Annotated in this window: 14 protein-coding genes; 7 read left to right on the top strand and 7 right to left on the bottom strand. The window is 73.8% G+C overall.

The window, feature by feature from the left end:
- Window positions 1–55 precede the first annotated feature (55 nt).
- The 4 genes from ACICHK_RS13095 to ACICHK_RS13080 all read left to right on the top strand — a co-directional run bounded on the left by ACICHK_RS13095 (window position 56) and on the right by ACICHK_RS13080 (window position 4,652).
- Window positions 56–1,444, top strand: a complete 1,389-nt coding sequence (locus ACICHK_RS13095; RefSeq protein ID WP_406837024.1) for a multidrug effflux MFS transporter — start codon at window positions 56–58, stop codon at window positions 1,442–1,444.
- A complete protein-coding gene (locus ACICHK_RS13090; RefSeq protein ID WP_151473302.1) occupies window positions 1,402–2,571 on the top strand; it encodes a serine hydrolase in 1,170 nt (389 codons plus the stop codon). Before ACICHK_RS13095 ends, ACICHK_RS13090 begins: the two co-directional genes overlap by 43 nt.
- A 51-nt stretch (window positions 2,572–2,622) precedes the next feature.
- Window positions 2,623–3,615 carry a small ribosomal subunit Rsm22 family protein gene (locus ACICHK_RS13085; RefSeq protein WP_406837023.1) on the top strand — a complete coding sequence of 331 codons (993 nt, stop codon included), beginning with the start codon at window positions 2,623–2,625 and terminating at the stop codon, window positions 3,613–3,615.
- Window positions 3,616–3,917: 302 nt separating this feature from the next.
- Window positions 3,918–4,652: a bifunctional DNA primase/polymerase gene (locus ACICHK_RS13080; protein WP_151473226.1), complete on the top strand. Its 735-nt coding sequence runs from the start codon at window positions 3,918–3,920 to the stop codon at window positions 4,650–4,652.
- 19 nt (window positions 4,653–4,671) lie between these two features.
- Here ACICHK_RS13080 and ACICHK_RS13075 read toward each other — a convergent pair whose 3' ends face one another.
- The 7 genes from ACICHK_RS13075 to ACICHK_RS13045 all read right to left on the bottom strand — a co-directional run bounded on the left by ACICHK_RS13075 (window position 4,672) and on the right by ACICHK_RS13045 (window position 12,201).
- A complete protein-coding gene (locus tag ACICHK_RS13075) occupies window positions 4,672–5,682 on the bottom strand; it encodes a hypothetical protein (protein WP_406837022.1) in 1,011 nt (336 codons plus the stop codon).
- Window positions 5,639–6,514, bottom strand: a complete 876-nt coding sequence (efeU, locus tag ACICHK_RS13070) for an iron uptake transporter permease EfeU (protein ID WP_406837021.1) — start codon at window positions 6,512–6,514, stop codon at window positions 5,639–5,641. The genes ACICHK_RS13075 and efeU overlap by 44 nt, the downstream gene beginning before the upstream one ends.
- A 2-nt stretch (window positions 6,515–6,516) precedes the next feature.
- The gene (gene efeB, locus ACICHK_RS13065; RefSeq protein ID WP_406837020.1) at window positions 6,517–7,818 is read right to left on the bottom strand and encodes an iron uptake transporter deferrochelatase/peroxidase subunit; all 1,302 of its coding nucleotides are present in this window, start codon (window positions 7,816–7,818) and stop codon (window positions 6,517–6,519) included.
- An 11-nt stretch (window positions 7,819–7,829) separates the two neighbouring features.
- Window positions 7,830–8,981: an iron uptake system protein EfeO gene (gene efeO / locus ACICHK_RS13060; protein ID WP_406837019.1), complete on the bottom strand. Its 1,152-nt coding sequence runs from the start codon at window positions 8,979–8,981 to the stop codon at window positions 7,830–7,832.
- A gap of 177 nt (window positions 8,982–9,158) precedes the next feature.
- Window positions 9,159–10,034, bottom strand: coding sequence for a heme ABC transporter ATP-binding protein (locus ACICHK_RS13055; protein WP_406837018.1), 876 nt, complete (start codon window positions 10,032–10,034; stop codon window positions 9,159–9,161).
- Entirely contained in the window at window positions 10,031–11,191 is a 1,161-nt protein-coding gene (locus tag ACICHK_RS13050) for a FecCD family ABC transporter permease (protein ID WP_406837017.1), read from the bottom strand. The genes ACICHK_RS13055 and ACICHK_RS13050 overlap by 4 nt, the downstream gene beginning before the upstream one ends.
- Window positions 11,188–12,201 carry a hemin ABC transporter substrate-binding protein gene (locus ACICHK_RS13045; RefSeq protein WP_406837016.1) on the bottom strand — a complete coding sequence of 338 codons (1,014 nt, stop codon included), beginning with the start codon at window positions 12,199–12,201 and terminating at the stop codon, window positions 11,188–11,190. The genes ACICHK_RS13050 and ACICHK_RS13045 overlap by 4 nt, the downstream gene beginning before the upstream one ends.
- Window positions 12,202–12,319: 118 nt before the next feature.
- Here ACICHK_RS13045 and ACICHK_RS13040 point away from each other — a divergent pair, with 118 nt between their 5' ends.
- From ACICHK_RS13040 to ACICHK_RS13030, 3 genes are all read left to right on the top strand, one after another.
- Window positions 12,320–13,729 carry an HtaA domain-containing protein gene (locus ACICHK_RS13040; RefSeq protein WP_406837015.1) on the top strand — a complete coding sequence of 470 codons (1,410 nt, stop codon included), beginning with the start codon at window positions 12,320–12,322 and terminating at the stop codon, window positions 13,727–13,729.
- Window positions 13,730–13,839: 110 nt separating this feature from the next.
- Window positions 13,840–15,324 carry an HtaA domain-containing protein gene (locus tag ACICHK_RS13035; protein WP_406837014.1) on the top strand — a complete coding sequence of 495 codons (1,485 nt, stop codon included), beginning with the start codon at window positions 13,840–13,842 and terminating at the stop codon, window positions 15,322–15,324.
- Between the two features lie 134 nt (window positions 15,325–15,458).
- Window positions 15,459–16,103, top strand: coding sequence for a PhzF family phenazine biosynthesis protein (locus ACICHK_RS13030; RefSeq protein WP_151473234.1), 645 nt, complete (start codon window positions 15,459–15,461; stop codon window positions 16,101–16,103).
- Window positions 16,104–16,336: the final 233 nt, after the last annotated feature.

Genomic DNA, 16,336 nt, shown 5'->3' with positions numbered 1-16,336 from the left:
ACCCGCTGTTCGAACTGAGAGCATAGGGGCCGCATCTTTCGGAGAGGGGGGGCACATGCCCGAGCGTGGCCGCACCACGCGGGACCAGGGAAGCCCGCGAGGGCACATACCGGGGGAAGGTGCCGCGGGCACCGCGCCGACGGCCGCCGAGGCGCCGTCGGCGGACGCCGGAGCGGCATCCGCCGCCGCACCGCGCCCGCACACGGGCCCCGGCGCGCCGGGCCGCGCCGGACTCCTCGTCACCCTCGTCCTCGGCGGGCTCACCGCCACGCCCCCGCTCGCGATGGACATGTACCTCCCCTCGCTGCCGGAGGTCACCGGTTCCCTGCACGCCCCCGCCGCCACCGTGCAGCTCACGCTCACCGCGTGCCTCGCGGGCATGGCGCTCGGGCAGCTCGTCGTCGGACCCATGAGCGACAGGTGGGGCCGGCGGCGGCCGCTGCTCGCCGGCCTCGGCGTCTACGTCCTCGCCACCGCCCTGTGCGCCCTCGCGCCCGGCATCGGCCTCCTCGTCGCCTTCCGCCTCGTCCAGGGGCTCGCGGGCGCGGCCGGGATAGTGATCGCCCGCGCCGTCGTCCGCGACCTCTACGACGGCGTGGCGATGGCCCGGTTCTTCTCCACCCTCATGCTGGTCTCCGGCGTCGCCCCCGTCGTCGCGCCGCTCATCGGCGGACAGATCCTGCGCCTCACCGACTGGCGCGGCGTGTTCGTGGTCCTCACCGCCGTCGGCATCGCGCTGACGGCCCTCGTCTGGACGAAGCTGCCCGAGACACTGGAACCCGCGGACCGGCACGACGGCGGCGTCGGCGAGGCGCTGCACGCCATGCGCCGGCTGCTCGCCGACCGCGTCTTCACCGGGTACATGCTCGCGGGCGGCTTCACCTTCGCGGCCCTCTTCGCCTACATCTCGGCCTCCCCGTTCGTGATCCAGGACCTGTACGGCGCCTCCCCGCAGACCTTCAGCCTGCTCTTCGGCGTGAACTCCGTCGGCCTCGTGATCGCCGGACAGGTCAACGGCAAACTGCTCGTCGGCCGGGTCGCCCTGGAGAAGGTCCTCGCCACCGGCCTCGCCCTCGTCGTCCTCGCCGCGGCCGCGCTGCTGCTGATGTCCACCGGCGCCCTCGGCCCGGTCGGGCTCGCCCCGGTCGCCGCCGCGCTGTTCGTGCTGATGTCCGCCATGGGCCTCGCCCTGCCCAACACCCAGACGCTCGCCCTCACGCGCGTGCGGCACACGGCCGGCTCCGCCTCCGCGCTGCTCGGCACCTCCTCCTTCCTCGTCGGCGCGGTCGCCTCACCGCTCGTCGGCGTCGCCGGGGAGCACACCGCGGTCCCGATGGCCGTCGTCCAGCTGACGGCCGCACTGGTGGCCGTCGCCTGCTTCGTGGGACTGTGCCGTCCCCGGTGGACGGGACGTACTTCGAACGGGAAAGGGACGGAGAACTGAGCGCACCACGACTGCGGACCGGTACGCCGGAACGGGCCGGACTCGACGCCGGTGAACTGCGACAGCTCGTCCACGAGGTCCGCGCCCTCACCCGGGGGCCCGACCCGTGGGCGGCGGGCGTCGTGGTGGTCGCGGGACGGGGTCCGGTCGTCGCCGTCGAGGAGGCGGCGGGCTGGGCGGTCCGCTACGCGGCCCACGACGAGGACAAGGACACCGGGATCGAGCTGCCGCCGGGAGCGCGGGTGCCGATGACCGTGGACACGCCCTTCGACCTGGCCTCCCTCACCAAGCTGTTCACGGCGGTCGCCGCGGTGCAGCAGCTGGAGCGCGGCACGCTGGGCATCGACGCGCGCGTCGGCGCGTACCTGCCGGAGTTCCGCGCGGCCCGCGAGCACGGCGTCACCGTACGGCAGCTGCTCACCCACACCTCCGGGCTGCGCCCCGAACTGCCGCTGTACGACTGCCCGGACGACCCGGCCCGGCTGGCGATGCTGCGGGCCGAGGCCCCCTCGTCGGCGCCGGGCGAGTACCGCTACTCCGACGTCAACCTGCTCCTCCTGCAGCACGTGCTGGAACGCGTCACCGGCCGGGGGCTCGACATCCTTGTCAGGGACGGCATCACCCGCCCGCTCGGGATGAACTCCACCGCCTTCGGACCCTGCCCCGGCGCGGCGGCCACGGAGGACCAGCGGCGGCCGTGGGCCAAGGCGGACCGGGGCATGCTGCGGGGCGTGGTGCACGACGAGAACGCCTGGGCGCTCGGCGGGGTGGCCGGTCACGCCGGCCTGTTCTCCACCGCGCACGACCTGGCCGTGTTCTGCCGCACCCTGCTCGCGGGCGGTTCCTACGGTCCGGCCCGCATCCTCGGTCCCGACTTCGTCGAGCTCCTCCTCACCCCGCCCGGCCTCGGGTTCGCCCTCGACCAGCCCTGGTTCATGGGCACCCTCGCCGGTCACGGCGCGGCCGGCCACACCGGGTTCACCGGCACCTCCCTGGTGCTGGACCCGGCGACGGACACGTTCCTGGTCCTCCTCGCCAACACGGTCCACCCCCGGCGCCGCCCGGCGGACAACGCGCCCCGGGCGGCGGCGGCCACCCGGCTGCGGCGGGCGGTGCGCGGCACCTGAGCAGGCGCCCGGCCGGTACGGGGGACGCGCGGCACCTGAGAGAATCGGGCCGTGAACGCCCCCGTACCCCCCGCCGACCTCCTGCGCAGCGCCCTCGCCGGACTGCTCGACGGCCTGCCGCCGAAGACCGCCGCGCAGGCGGTGGAGCGGCTGATCGCGAACTACCGGGGGGCCACCCCGACCCACGCGCCGATCCTGCGGGACCGCTCGGACGTGGCCGCGTACGCCGCGTACCGGATGCCCGCGACGTTCGAGGCGGTGTGCGCGGCGCTGGAGGCGTTCGCGGACGTGGTGCCCGGCTGGGCGCCGGGCAGCCATGTGGACGTCGGCGGCGGCACCGGCGCGGCCACCTGGGCGGTAAACGCCACCTGGGCGGGCGCCCGCCCGGTCACCGTCCTCGACTGGGCCGAGCCGGCCCTCGCGCTCGGCCGGGAGATCGCCGCCGTCAGCCCGGAACTGGAGGGCGCCGTGTGGCAGCGCTCTCGTATCGGAGCGGCGCTCACCATCGAGAGCACTGATCTCGTCACCGTCTCGTACGTCCTCGGCGAGCTCACCGAGGACGACCGCGCCTCGGTCGTGGACGCCGCCGCGGGCGCCGCGCAGGCCGTGGTGATCATCGAACCCGGCACCCCCGACGGCTACGCCCGGGTCCTCGCCGCCCGCGAGCGTCTGACCGGCGCCGGCTTCCACGTCGCCGCTCCCTGCCCGCACAGCGCGGCCTGCCCCATCGTCCCCGGCCAGGACTGGTGCCACTTCTCCGCCCGGGTCGCCCGCTCCTCCCTGCACCGCCAGGTCAAGGGCGGCTCCCTGGCGTACGAGGACGAGAAGTTCAGCTACGTCGCCGCGACCCGCTTCCCGCCCGCCCCGGCGCCCTCCCGCGTCGTGCGCAAGCCGCAGATCCGCAAGGGCCAGGTCCTGCTCGACCTGTGCGGGCGGGACGAGGCACTGCGCCGGGAGACGGTGACCAAGCGCCACGGACCGCTGTACAAGGCGGCCCGCGACGCCGAGTGGGGCGACGCCTGGCCGCCGGAGGACACCCCCTAGGCCGTCCCCGGACCGTCCCCCGTCGCCGGCCCGCGCTCCTGCCCCGTGCTGCCGTCCCGCCCGAGTGGCATCGGTCTCGTACGACCGCACGGACGGTGGGGGCCGACTACACCCCGCACCGTCCGGCTCCCCGCCGAGTGACCGCCAAATCGCTCGAAATCATGTGATAACACCCAATGGGGGCCTGGAGGATGCGTCGTCCCGCCCGCTCCGGTCGTCGGCTCCGGCCACCCGGGGTCCGCGATGGTGGGACCATGGGGCAAGGACGAGTTGCACTACGGCGAGGCGAGGCGAGGGGATAGATGAGCGCAGAGTTCGGCCGCCGCTCCGGCACGTGGGACAGGATCTCGAAGTGGTTCGGCGGACGCCGGCCCAAAGCCCCCGCGGAGACGTCCGCCGACGGTCGTGAGGCCCTGCTGCTCGCCGCCGCCGCCGCGGGACTGCCGCTCGCGCAGGCCGCGTACCCCTCCGGCTACCGCTGTTCCTGTGACCGCGTGGGCTGTCCCACGCCCGCGCGCCACCCGGTCTCCTTCGCCTGGCAGACGCAGTCGACGACCGACCGCGCCCAGATCGAGCGCTGGGCCCGGCACCAGCCGAAGGCGAACTTCATCACCGCGACCGGCATGGTGCACGACGTCCTGGACGTGCCGCTGGACGCCGGGCGCGAGGCGCTGGAGCGCCTGCTCGCCGCCGGCGTCGAGGTCGGCCCCGTCGCGGAGACCGGCGACGGCCGCATGCTCTTCTTCACCCTCACCCGCGGCACGCCCGAGGACGAGGACGAGTGGTGGCCCTGCGAGCTGGACTGCCGCCCCGAGACGATGGACGAACACCCCGGCTTCCGCTGGCACTGCCGCGGATCGTACGTCCTGGTCCCGCCGGCCCGGCTGCCCGGCGGTCTGGGCGTCGACTGGGTGCGCGGCCCCGAGCACCCGCTGCCGGACCCGCTCACGCTCCTGGAGACCCTGACCGACGAATGCGCCCGCTACGCCGGGGAGAACGACATGGACCAGCTCACCGCCTGGCCCCACCAGGGCTGAGGCCCCGCACGGCGCCCGGCTACTCGCCCTTGGCGCCCGTCAGCCCCTCGACCCGCCCGAGGACGGACACCTGTCCACGGCCCGAGCCCTTCGGCGGGTCCAGGACGGCCTGGTTGGAGACGAACTCCAGGGTCAGGGACCGGTTGATCTCGCCGGTCGTCAGGGCCCGCACGTCCGCGGCGGGGGAGGGGATCTCGGTGCCCGCGGCGGCGGTCTCCTTCTCGAAGCGGCGCGTGGCGAAGAACACCAGCGCCCCGCCGTCCGCGGTGCGCAGACCCACCGGCGCGTAGTCGCCCGCGGTCAGCGGCTGGTCGATGTACTGCCGGGCGAGACCGGGCCGGCTGGCGAACTTCTCGCGCTGGGCCCGCCACTGCGAGGTGTGGACGCCCGCGGCGAAGGTGTCGCCGCCGGCCTTCAGATAGGACGCGTACGACCGGCCGAGCTTTCGCGGCTGGACCGCGAGCGCCGGGTCGTCGGCGGCGACGGGCCGCGCCCAGCCGTCCTCGTCCTTCGCGAACTCCGGTACGTCACCGGCCCCGAGGACCGTCAGGTACGAGGCCTGCCACTTCTCGCGGGCGCCGTCCCGGGTGAAGACGAGCAGCCAGCGGCTGCCCGGCACGCCCTTGTTGGCCGTCGCGTCCGCCACGAACCAGCGCGGCCAGCCCGCCTTCGCGGGGATCGAGAACTCGGCGTCGTCGAACTCCAGCGCCGAGTGCGCGGGATTCCCGGCGGGCTTGCTCAGATGCCCGGCCCTCAGCCTGGCGCCGTCGATGTCCGCGAGCGGACCGGTCACCCGGTCCGCGTCCTTCGAGCGGTCGTACGTCGCGTCCGCCTTGTTGTAGGCGGTGGTGAAGTCCGCGAGCGCGCGGGCGGCGTCGGCGCGGGTCGTGGCCGGCACGACCTCGCGCTCGCCGTGCACCACCACGCAGCCGCTCGCCGCCCACAGCGCGGTCACCACCGTCGCCGCCAGGGCGAGACGGACGGGACTACGAGGCCTTCGAGGGCTGCGCTCCGTGCGATCCCTGCTCATCAGGTGCCTTCACCTTCTTCTTCCCGGAGGGGAACCCTACCGGGGCGAAGAAGATCGTGAGCGTGGGGACCAAGTACAGCGCCCACACCGTGACCTGAAGGACCGTCGGGTCGGGCTGGAAGTTGAAGACGCCCTTCAGCAGGGTGCCGTACCAGCTCGTCGGGTCGATCGTGGAGCTGATGTCGAAGGCCAGGTTCGTCAGGCCCGGGACGAAGTCGGCCTCCTGCAGGTCGTGGACGCCGTACGCGAGCACGCCCGCGGCGACGACGACCAGCATGCCGCCGGTCCAGGTGAAGAACTTGGCGAGGTTGATCCTCAGCGCGCCGCGGTAGAAGAGCCAGCCGAGGAGGACCGCGGTGAGCAGGCCCAGCGCCACGCCGATCAGCGGGCGGGGTGTGCCGTCGCTGGCCGCGTGCACCGACGCCCACACGAACAGGGCCGTCTCCAGGCCCTCCCGGCCGACCGCCAGGAACGCGGTCGCCACCAGCGCGCCCGTTCCCATGGCGAGCGCCGCGTCCAGCTTGCCGTGCAGCTCGGACTTCAGGTGCCGGGCGGTGCGCCGCATCCAGAAGACCATCCACGTCACCAGGCCGACGGCGAGGATCGACAGCGAACCGCCGAGCGCCTCCTGGGCCTTGAACGTCATCTCCTGGGAGCCGAACTCGAGGGCGAAGCCGAAGCCGAGCGCCACGGTGATCGCGACGCCGATGCCGGCCCAGATCGGCTTCAGGGCGTCCTTGCGCTCCGTCTTCACCAGGTAGGCGATGAGGATGCAGACGACGAGACTGGCCTCCAGGCCCTCGCGCAGTCCGATCAGATAGTTGCCGAACACGGCTACACCTCCTTGGAGAACAGCGCGCGGCCCCACCAGTCGTCCTTGTCCCGGACGCCGGGCGGAACGGCGAAGACCGCCGAACTCACGTGCTGGATGTACTCGTTGAGCGCGTCCGAGGCCGACAGCCTGCGCTGCAGCGGGATGAACCCCTTGCGCACGTCACGCATGTAGGCCAGGAAGAACAGGCCCGCTTCGAGGCGGCCGAGGCCGTCCGTGCCGTCGGTGAAGGAGTAGCCCCGGCGCAGGATGGTGATCCCGTCGTTGGAGTCGGGGTGCGCGAGGCGGACGTGCGCGTCGGGCTTCATCGCCTTCAGGAACGGCTTGTCGTGCTCCTTGGCCTTGCCGACCGGGGCACCCTCGCCCTTGTCGCGGCCGAAGATGTCCTCCTGCTCCTGGAGCGGCGTACGGTCCCAGGTCTCGATGTTCATCCGGATGCGCCGGGCGACGAGGTAGGAACCGCCGGTCATCCAGGCGGCCTTCTCGCCGTTGTCCTTCGCGTCGGTCCACACGAACTTCTTCAGCCGCTCGGTCTCGGTGCCCGCGATGTTGCGGGTGCCGTCCTTGAAGCCCATCAGGTTGCGCGGGGTCTGCGCGTCCGGGGTCGTCGACGACGTCTTGCCGAAGCCGAGCTGCGACCAGCGGATGGCGACCTTGCCGAAGCCGATGCGGGCCAGGTTGCGGATGGCGTGCACCGCCACCTGCGGGTCGTCCGCGCAGGCCTGGATGCACAGGTCGCCGTCGCTGCGGGCCTTGTCCAGGTTGTCACCCGGGAACTTCGGCAGGGCGACGAGCGCCTCCGGCCGCCGGTCCGCCAGGTCGAACTTCTCGAACAGCGACGGACCGAAGCCGATCGTCAGTGTCAGCCGGGAGGGCTTGAGGCCCAGCGCCTCACCGGTGTCGTCCGGCGGCGCCTCGGCCAGACCGCCGTACGCGCCCTCGCCGACCGTGTGTCCGGCGGTCATCCGGGCGGCGGCCTGCGTCCAGTCCTTGAGGAGCTGGACGAACGCGGCGCGGTCGTCGGTCTTCACGTCGAACGCGGCGAAGTGCAGCCGGTCCTGCACCGCGGTCGCGATGCCGGCCTGGTGCGGGCCGTGGAAGGGGACGGCGGCACCGGTCTCGGCGCCGGCCGGGTCGACGTCGTTGCCGACGCGGGTCATCGCGACGGCGCCGCCGGCCGCGGCGGCACCGAGCGCGAGCCCGGCACCGCCCCAGCCGATCAGGGAACGCCGGGTCGGCGCGGAACCGGCCCGCGCGGGCTCGGCGGCGTCCGCGGCCTGGGTGCTGTCCTGGGTGTCCGTCATGGCGCTGGCTCCTACTTCACGACGGCGGCGGCGAGCTTGGACAGGGGCTCGGCGAGCGCGTTGACCGCGTCCTGGAGCTCCTTGCGGTCGGCCTTGCCGACCTTGTCGTACGAGGTGAAGACGTACGACGTCTTGTCCGTGCGGTACTTGTCGAGCAGCGTGCTCAGCGCGGCGAACTGCTTGTCCAGCTCGGCCGTCAGGGCCGCGTCGTTCTCCGCGGCGACGGGCTTGAGCAGCTCGTAGGCCTTCTGCGCGCCCTCGACGTTGCCCTTGAAGTCGGTCAGGTCGGTGTGCGAGTAGCGGTCCTCCTCGCCGGTGACCTTGCCGCTGGCGACCTCGTCGAGCAGTTCCTTGGCGCCGTTGGCCATGGAGGTCGGGGTGATCTCGGCCTTGCCGACGCGCTTCTGCCAGTCGGTCAGGTCGGTGACGAGCTGGTCGGCGAGCTGCTTCTCGCGGTCGCCGATCTTCTTGTCCTGCCAGAGGGACTTCTCCAGACGGTGCCAGCCGGTCCAGTCCTTGACCGGGTCCTGGCCGTCTTCGAGGCCGTCCTCGCGGACGTCGACCTTCGGGTCGATGTCACCGAAGGACTCGGCGACGGGCTCGGTGCGCTCCCAGCCCAGGCGCGAGTCGGCGAACACCTTCTTCGCGGCCTCGATGTCACCGGCCTTGACGGCCTTGGCGAACGTCTCGGCCTTCGGCAGCGTGGCGTCGGCCTGCTCCTGCGCGTACTCGCGGTAGTCGGCGACCGCCTTGTCCAGGCGCGGGTCGCGCTTGGCGACCTTGCCGCCGCCGGTGGCCTTGACCGCCTCGCGGATGCCCTTGCCCTTCATCCCGGGCTTGCAGGCGATGACGTACTCGCCGGCCTTCACCTCGGCGGTGACCTTCTGCTTGGTGCCGGGGCCTATGTTCTCGCGCTCGCTGACGATCCGGTCGTCCGGGAACAGCAGGTAGACCTCGGTGACCTTGGAGCCCTTGTTCTCGATGTCGAGCTGGACGTGCCCCGCGGGGAACTCCTTCTTGGACACCTTGCACGCGGTGTCGGTGGCCGTCACCTGGATCGCGTCGCCGTTCTTCGCGTCGCTCTTCTGGGTGCAACCCGTGACAGCGGCCAGGGCGGCCGCGGTGGCGGCTGCGGTGACGACGGACAGTCGGACGGCTCGCATGCAGGCTCCAAGAGAAGTCGGACAAGCCGCACGGCGGGCCCGTTCGGCATGGTGAGGCTGGCCTAACTTATCTGAGGCTTGCCTCAGTGATACCCCCCTATGCGGTGATTCAGCTCTCACAGGCGGCGTACAGGAACGGCTTGATCACGGTGACTCAAAACGGACCCCACGAAGAGGTCAAAGAAAGGTAAAGGAGGCGGTTTCGCCGCGCTTCGGGGTGATGAGCGCGGCGCCGGTCCTGGGGTGCGGGAACACCTCGACCGGCTGCCGGTAGACCTCGGTCAGCAGCACGTCGGTGAAGACCTCCGCCGGCCGGCCGTGGGCCGCGACACGACCGGCGCACAGGATCGCGACCCGGTGCGCGTAGGCCGCCGCCAGACCCAGATCGTGCAGCACCACGACCACCGCGTCACCGGCGTGCGCCCTTTCCCCGCACACCCGCAGCACCAGCTCCTGGTGCCGCAGGTCGAGCGCGGCCGTCGGCTCGTCGAGCAGCAGGAGCGGCGCGCGCTGCGCGAGCACCCGGGCCAGCGCCACCCGCGCGCGCTCCCCGCCGCTGAGCGCGGCGAAGGGGCGTGCCGCGAACGCGGTGACCTCGGTGGCCGCCATGGCCGCGCCGACCGCCGCGTCGTCGTCCCGCGGGCTGTGGGCCCAGGGAGCCCGCCCCATCCGGACGACCTCCTCCACGGTGAACGGGAAGGAGAGCGCGGCGGCCTGGGGAAGCACGGCCCGGCGCAGGGCGAGTTCGGCCGCGGACCAGTCCCGCGCCGGGCGCCCGTGGAGACGTACGGCCCCTTCCGAGGCCCGCAGATCGGCCGCCAGCGCGGCCAGCAGGGTCGACTTGCCCGCCCCGTTGGGCCCGACCAGCGCGAGCACCTCGCCCGCGCGGGCCGTGACGTCGACACCGCGCAGCACCTCCCGGCCGCCGAGCCGGACGTGGAGGTCCTCGGCCTCGGCGAGCACGTCACCGGGGGCGGGCGCGGACGGCGGTACGGGCCGCGCCGCACGCGGGAGCCGCAGGCGCCGGGTGCGGTCGCTTCGGACGGGGCTCATGCCCAGCCTCCCTGCCTGCGACGGGTCCTGCGCAGCAGCCAGAGGAAGAACGGGCTGCCCAGCAGGGCGGTGAGGACGCCGAGGGGGAGCTCGGCGGGCCGCGCGAGGCTCCGGGCGGCGAGGTCGGCCGCGAGCAGCACCGCGGCGCCGCCGAGCGCGCTGCCCGGGATCAGGAAGCGGTGACCGGGCCCGGCCGCCATGCGCAGCAGATGCGGTACGACGAGACCGACGAAGCCGATGATCCCCGAGACGCTGACGGCCGCCGCCGTGAGCAGCGCGATGACCAGCACGAGGACGAGCCGCAGCCGTTCGACGTCGACGCCCAGGTGCCGGGCGGGCCGTTCGCCGAGGGACAGCAGGTCGAGCCGGCGGGCGTACAGCGGCGCCAGGGCCAGGCCGGCCGCGGCGCAGGGCAGGACCGCGAGGACCTTCGGCCAGGTCGCCTGCGCCAGCGACCCGAGCTGCCAGAAGGCGATCTGGCTGACGGCGGCGGAGTCCGCGAAGAACAGGAACAGTCCGATCAGGGCGCCCGTGAAGGCGTTCAGGGCGATCCCGGTGAGGATCAGCGTGACCACCTCGGTGCGGCCGCCCGAGCGTGACATCGCGTAGACGACGAGGACGGTGGCCAGGCCCGTCACGAAGGCGACGGCCGGGACGGTGAAGGTGCCGAGGAAGTCCAGGCCGAGCGCGATGACGGCGACCGCGCCGACCGCCGCGCCCGACGAGACGCCGATGACGCCGGGTTCGGCCAGCGGATTGCCGAACACGCCCTGCATGAGGGCGCCCGCGCAGCCCAGCGAACCGCCGATGAGCAGGGCGAGCACGATCCGCGGGAAGCGCACGTCCCACAGGACCGACTCCGGGACCCGGTCCAGGGCGGCGCCCCCGAGGCCGGCGCGGTGGGCGACGGAGGCGAGCACGTCCCCGGTGGGGATCGGGTACGCGCCGAGCCCGGCGGCCACGGGGACCAGGACGAGCAGGGCGGCGAGCAGCCCGGCGGTCAGGAGCCAGGGGGTGCCGCGCACCCGTCCGCGTGGGGGAGCGGCGGGAGTCCCGCCGGCCGCGGGTCCGGCGAGCGGGGCGGCAACCGGTCCGGCGACGGGCCGGGCGGCCGGTCCGACGGGTGCTCCGGGTGCCGGGCGGTCGACGGCGGTCATCGGGTCTCCCCGTACAACTGCCGTACCAGCGACTTCAGTACCCGGTCCGTGCGCGGCCCGTAGTTGAGGAGCACGCCGTCCTCGACGGACACCACCCGGCGCTCCATGCCCGCCGGGGTCTGCGCCACTCCCGGGATCCGGACGAGCCCGTCCGTCCCGCCGACGGACTCGAGTCCCTTGGACATCACGAGGACCGCGTCGGGCGCGGCCCGGACGAGCGCCTCGGTGGTGATGGCGGTGAAGTCCTTGTCCAGACCCGACTCGACGCCCGCGTCGACCGCCCCCGCCGCCTCCAGCAGCGAGGTCGCGCCGGAGCCGCGCCCGCCGATGAGGTAGACGGAGGCGGAGCCGCGGAGATAGAGGAAGGCGACGCGAGGGCGGTCCGCGTGGGCCGGGATCTCCTTGCGCACGGCGGCGATCCGGTCCTGCGACCGCCGCGCCAGCCGCTTCCCCGCCGCCGGTACGCCGAGGGCGTCGGCCACCGCGCGGATGCGCGTGCTCACGTCGGCGAGTCCGCGCGCCGGGGCGACGACGAGGACGGGGACACCGGCGTCGCGGATCTGCCGCACGGCCTCGTCCGGTCCGGTCGTCGTCTCGGCGAGGACGAGGTCGGGGCGCAGGGAGAGCACGCTCTCGGCGGAGACGTCGTGGTTGCGGGTGACGAGGGGCAGTCTCCTCGCCTGGTCGAAGGTGGCGGTGATGTCGCGGGCCACGACCCGGTCGCCGAGCCCGAGCGTGAAGACGATCTCGCTGAGGCTCCCGGACAGCGGGACGATCCGGTCGGCCTTCTCGACGGTCGTCCTCCTTCCGCCGGACGAGAGCACCGTGACGGGGAGTCGGGGCGTCCCGGGGGACGCCAGGGGCTCGACGCGGTCCGTGCCGGCCGGCCCGCCGGTCCCGGCCGCTCCGGACGCCGCCGTCGGGGCGGGGCCGCCGGATCCGCCGCATCCCGTCAGGGCGAGCGTGAGGGCGAGCGCCGACAGCAGCGCCCCCGCCAGTCGTGTGCGCAAGCGTTGCACTGTCCCGTCGTTCCTCTCGGTCCTCTTCCAGCACGTCCGGTCGATATCTTAGGTTAGCCTTACCTAAGTCGCCAGGGGTTCCCCTGACCCCGGAAACCGGAGGACATCCATGACCGCGCGTTCGAGGGCCCTGGCGGCCGCCGTGGTCTGCGTGGCCGTGCTGGGAGCCCTGCTCACCGCCACGGCCGCACACGCGGCGAGCCGCACCGTGCGCGGCGGCCGGCTCGACTGGGGCGTCAAGTCGTCCTTCCAGAGCTATGTCACCGGGCCCATCGCGAAGGGGAGTTACTCCCTCACGGGAGGCGCGGCCACGGTCGGCTCGAGCCGGTTCCGCTTCCACTCCGCCACCGGCTCCTACGACGGCGGCACGGGCGCCTTCACCGCCGCCTGGTCCGGCGGGGTCCGCTTCGTCGGACACCGCGAGAGCGGCGGCGGCTACCGACTCGACCTCACGATCAGCCGCCCCACCGTCCGCGTCCTCGGCGGCCGCGGCACCCTCTACGTCGACGTCACCAGCAAGGCGAAGGGCACCGGGACGGTCACGACGTCCACACGGGTGCCCTTCGCCACCCTCTCCCTCGGCGGCATCGACATGAAGGGCGGCGGAACCGCCGTCCGGCTCGACGACCTCCCGGCCACGCTCACTGCGCAGGGCGCCCGGTCCTTCGCCGGCTACTACACGGCGGGCACGCCGCTCGACCCGGTGAGCCTGGAGGCGGACGTGCGGGCCCCGGCCCCGGCGGAACCGTCGAAGGCGGCCACCGCCCGGCCGTCCAAGTCCCCTGCCGGGAAGGCCGCTTCGGGCGCGATCGAGGACGGGGCCGTCGACTGGGGTGTGCGCCGCACGTTCCGCGAGTACGTCACCGGGCCCGTCGCCGCCGGCAGGTGGACGCTTGCCTCCGGAGCCCGGGACGGCGGCGCGCTCTTCCGGTTCCCCGCGGGCGAGGGCACGTACGACAGGAAGAAGCACGTCCTGAAGGCCGACTTCCACGGAAGCGTGCGCTTCACCGGCCGCCAGGGGCTCGACCTCGGGCTCGGCGGACTGCGGGTCACCGTCGCCGAGGGCAGGGGCACGCTCTACGCCGACGTCACGAGCGCGGACCTCACCGGGAAGAAGGTCCCGCTCGTGACCTTCGGGGCCGAGGACCTGGCCCCGAAGGACGGCCTCCTCCAGCTCGTCGAAGCACCGAGCGAGCTCACCGCCCGCGGTGCCGAGGCGTTCGGCGGGATGTACCGGGCCGGTACGGAGATGGACCCCCTGACCCTCTCCATCGCCCTCACGGACGAGGCGCGCCTCCCCGCCCTGCCCGACCTCGGCGAGTCCGCGCCCCCCTCGCCCGAGGCGCGTACGTCGCGGACGCCCGACGCGAGGACCGCCGGTGCGCCCCGCACCGGGAACACCGCGGGCGACGGGCCCGGCGGCGGCGCGGCCCTGCCGATCGGCCTCGCCCTGGGAGCACTGGCCGCGGCCGCGGTCGCTCTCGGGCTCGTCCGCGGGCGCCGCACCCCCACCGGCTGACCCCGGTCCACCTCACCCCGGCCCGTCCCGCCCACCCCGATTCCTTCCGCCGTACTCCACCGATCCCTGTGCCCAGGCGCAGGACAACCACCCCGAGGAGACCCACGACCATGGCCGTCAACCGCCGCCGCCCCCTCGCGCTCGCCGCCGCCGTCGCGGTCGCCCTGGGGGCGGGCGCCCTCGCCGTCACCAGCGCGTCGGCCGCCGAAGCGCCGCTCAAGGACTACGAGTTGACCTGGGGCATCAAGCAGTCCTACCGCTCGTACGTGACCGGGATGGCGGCCGGTTCCTTCACCCCGGCCGACGGGGCGACACAGGCGCCCGGCAACGGCGCGTTCACCTTCACCGACGGCAGCGGGACGTACGACTCCGGCACCCACGCCGTACGGCTCGGCTTCGCGGGCAGCCTGAAGATCGCCTCCAAGCTGCACGGCTTCGAACTCACCCTGTCGGACGTGAGATTCGACAGCGCGGCGGCGAGGATCACCGCCGACGTCACGAGCGGCGGCACGACCCGGGACGACGTCCCGCTCGCCGACGTCACCGTCACCCGCACGATGGCGGACATGGAGACCAGGCTGACGAAGGAGGCGGCGACCGTCCTCGGCAGCGCGGGCTACGAGGGGGCCGCGGGCGATCCGCTCACCGTGGCGCAGAAGCCGGCCGCGACCCGGACGCCGTCGCCGACCGCGAGCCCGACCGCGACGGATTCCTCCTCCCCGGAGCCGACTTCGTCCACGTCCGCCTCCGCCTCACCCTCGTCGTCCCCGTCGCCCTCGGACCCGGCCTCGCAGAGCGCGAGCCCGAGCGCCCCGGCTTCCGGGACCGAGGCTCCCGCGCGCGGCGAGATAGCGGACGGCACGCTCGGCTGGGGGGTGAAGCAGTCCTTCCGCACGTACGTCGTGGACGGCGCCGCGCAGGGGAGGATCACCGTGTCCGGCGGGGCGGCACAGGCGTCCGGCAACGGCGCCTTCACCTTCCCGGACGCCAACGGCACCTACGACACCGACGCCGACACCCTCACGGCCTCCTTCAAGGGCGCGGTGAACTTCAAGGGGCATGAGGAGAACGGCGGTTACGGTCTCGACCTCACCCTCAGCGATCTCGGGGTGGAGCTCGACGGCGGCTCCGGAGAGCTGACCGCCGACGTCGACAGCCTCGGCAGGACCTCCGACGACGTCGTCCTCGCGGACCTGAGCGCGAACACCGCCGATCTGAAGGCGACGGACGACGTGATCACTCTGGACGGCGTGACCGCCGAGCTCACCGAGGCCGGCGCCGAGGCGTTCGGCGGCTTCTACGCCGAGGGCGCCGAACTCGACCCGGTCGTCCTCTCGGTGGCGCTCGACGACGACGCCCGGCTCCCGGACGGGAATGGCGGCTCGGACTCCGGCTCGGACGGCTCCGGTACGGCCTCGGGCACCACGGGCGGCACGGGGACGGCCGGAACCGGGTCCACGACGGGCGGAGCGAGCGGTGCGCTGGCCTCCACCGGGTCGGAGCTCCCGGCCGGGGCGCTCGGAGCCGCGGCCGCGGTGACCGTCGCCGCGGGCGCCGGTGCGGTGGTCGCGATGCGCAGGCGGTCCACCGTCTGATCCGCCGGTCCGGGTCGGACGTGTGTCCGGACCGCCCGACTCCGGCACCGTTCCCGGTGATCAGGGGGCATTCGGAGGAGGGCGGTCCGGTCGTGCAGGTCACCGATCGGGCAGATGGATGTTTGAATGCCGGAGTGACTGATTACGACGTGCTGCGGGTCTTCTGCGGACCGGGCGGCGGGTATGGCAATGAGCTCGGTGTGGTGCGCGAGGGCTCGGTGATGCCGGACCGCGCGGACCGGCAGGAGTTCGCCGCGAAGCTCGGCTTCAGCGAGACCGTGTTCGTCGACGACCCCGAGCGCGGGATCATCGACATCTACACCCCGTCGCTGCGGCTGCCCTTCGCCGGACACCCCTGCGTCGGAGTGGGCTGGCTGCTCGACGTGCCCGAACTGGTCACGCCCGCGGGTGTGGTGGGGGTCCGGCTGGACGGCGAGTTCAGCTGGATCGAGGCGCGCGCCGAGTGGGCGCCGCCGAGGACGCTCCGGCGGCACGAGACCGCGGCCGAGGTCGACGCGCTGGCCGTGCCGCCGTCGGGGGAGTGGATCTACGCCTGGGCCTGGGAGGACGAGGCCGCCGGCCGGGTGCGGGCCCGCGCCTTCCCCGGCCGCAACGACGGCATCGAGGAGGACGAGGCCACCGGAGCGGCGGCGCTGCTGCTGACCCAGCAGCTCGGCCGGGCCCTCAACATCACCCAGGGCGTCGGATCACAGATCCTCACCGCACCGCAGCCCGGCGACTGGGTCGAGATGGGCGGCCGGGTCCGCCTGGAGCGCTGAAGCCCCACCGACCGACGCCGGGCCCGCGCCCCGCGCCCCTCAGGGGCGCGGGGAACTGCGCGACCGGCCCCCACCGGCCCGCAGGCGCACGGACCGGGCAGGCCCCTCCCCCGGGGCGGTCGGGAGACACCGTCCCGGAGCACTCCGGCGGCCGGGACCCGGTACCGGCCCCGCGGCCGGGACCCCGCGGCCGGGACCCCGCGCCCGGGACCCGGTACTTGCCCCGCGCCCGG

This window comes from Streptomyces sp. AHU1, from assembly GCF_045343905.1.
Lineage (GTDB): Bacteria > Actinomycetota > Actinomycetes > Streptomycetales > Streptomycetaceae > Streptomyces > Streptomyces triticiradicis.
This window is presented reverse-complemented; position numbering and strand designations above follow the sequence as displayed.